This window comes from Rhodococcus sp. T7 (assembly GCF_009872365.1).
In the GTDB taxonomy this organism is placed as follows: domain Bacteria; phylum Actinomycetota; class Actinomycetes; order Mycobacteriales; family Mycobacteriaceae; genus Rhodococcus_F.
The window spans coordinates 1-1,404 of record NZ_WXYH01000226.1 but is presented as its reverse complement, the minus strand read 5'-3'; the positions used below and the strand labels follow the sequence as shown (position 1 = coordinate 1,404).

General features: G+C 66.9%; 1 protein-coding gene. It reads left to right on the top strand.

Features of this window, described 5'->3' with window-relative positions; translation table 11 throughout:
• Window positions 1–1,404, top strand: a 1,404-nt coding sequence (pyk, locus tag MLGJGCBP_RS21255) for a pyruvate kinase (protein ID WP_160097900.1), incomplete at both ends; no start/stop codon positions are given.

Sequence of the window (1,404 nt, the reverse complement as noted above, 5' to 3'; positions counted from 1 at the left end):
CCGACGCACGAAGATCGTATGCACACTTGGACCTGCTACCGCCACCGGTGACCGTATTCGCGAGCTCGTCGAAAGCGGTATGGACGTGGCCCGGCTGAATTTCAGCCACGGCGAGCACGCCGACCACGAGGAGAACTACAAACGCGTGAGGGCGGCCTCGGACGCGACGGGCAAGGCGGTCGGTGTCCTGGCCGATCTGCAGGGCCCGAAGATCCGGTTGGGCCGGTTCGCGGAGGGTCGCACCACGTGGGCCAACGGTGAGGAGGTGCGGATCACCGTCGACGAGTGCGAGGGCACCCACGACCGGGTCTCGACCACCTACAAGCAGTTGGCCGAGGACGCGAAGCCGGGCGATCGGCTGCTGGTCGACGACGGCAAGGTCGGTCTCGTCGTGTCCGGGGTGGAGGGCAACGACGTGATCTGCCGGGTCACCGAGGGCGGCCCGGTGTCGAACAACAAGGGTGTGTCGCTGCCGGGGATGAACGTGTCGGTCCCGGCGTTGTCGGAGAAGGACATCGCCGACCTCGAGTTCGCGCTCGGGTTGGGAGTCGATTTCATCGCGCTCTCGTTCGTGCGGTCGCCGGCGGATGTGGAGTTGGTGCACGCGGTGATGGACCGGGTGGGTCGGCGGATCCCGGTGATCGCGAAGCTGGAGAAGCCGGAGGCGATCGACAACCTCGAGGCGATCGTGCTGGCGTTCGACGCGGTGATGGTCGCCCGGGGTGATCTGGGGGTGGAGTTGCCGCTCGAGCAGGTGCCGCTGGTGCAGAAGCGGGCGATTCAGATCGCGCGGGAGAACGCGAAGCCGGTGATCGTGGCGACGCAGATGCTGGAGTCGATGATCGAGAACTCGCGGCCGACCCGCGCGGAGGCCTCGGATGTGGCGAACGCGGTCCTCGACGGTGCGGATGCGGTGATGCTCTCCGGTGAGACGTCGGTGGGGAAGTATGTGATGGAGACGGTGCGCACGATGGCGCGGATCGTGGAGGCGGTGGAGAACGAGTCCACGCAGGTGCCGCCGTTGACGCATGTGCCGCGGACCAAGCGGGGGGTGATTTCGTACGCGGCCCGTGACATCGGGGAGCGGTTGGATGCGAAGGCGTTGGTGGCGTTCACGCAGTCCGGGGACACGGTCCGGCGGTTGGCGCGGTTGCATACGCCGTTGCCGTTGCTGGCGTTCACGCCGTTGCCGGAGGTGCGGTCGCAGTTGTCGTTGACGTGGGGGACGGAGACGTTCATCGTCGATCCGGTCGACAGCACGGATGCGATGGTGCGGCAGGTCGACAACGCGTTGCTGGGGTTGGGCCGGTACCAGAAGGGTGAACTCGTCGTGATCGTGGCGGGGTCGCCGCCGGGCACCGTAGGCTCGACCAACCTGATCCACGTCCACAGAATCGGCGAAGA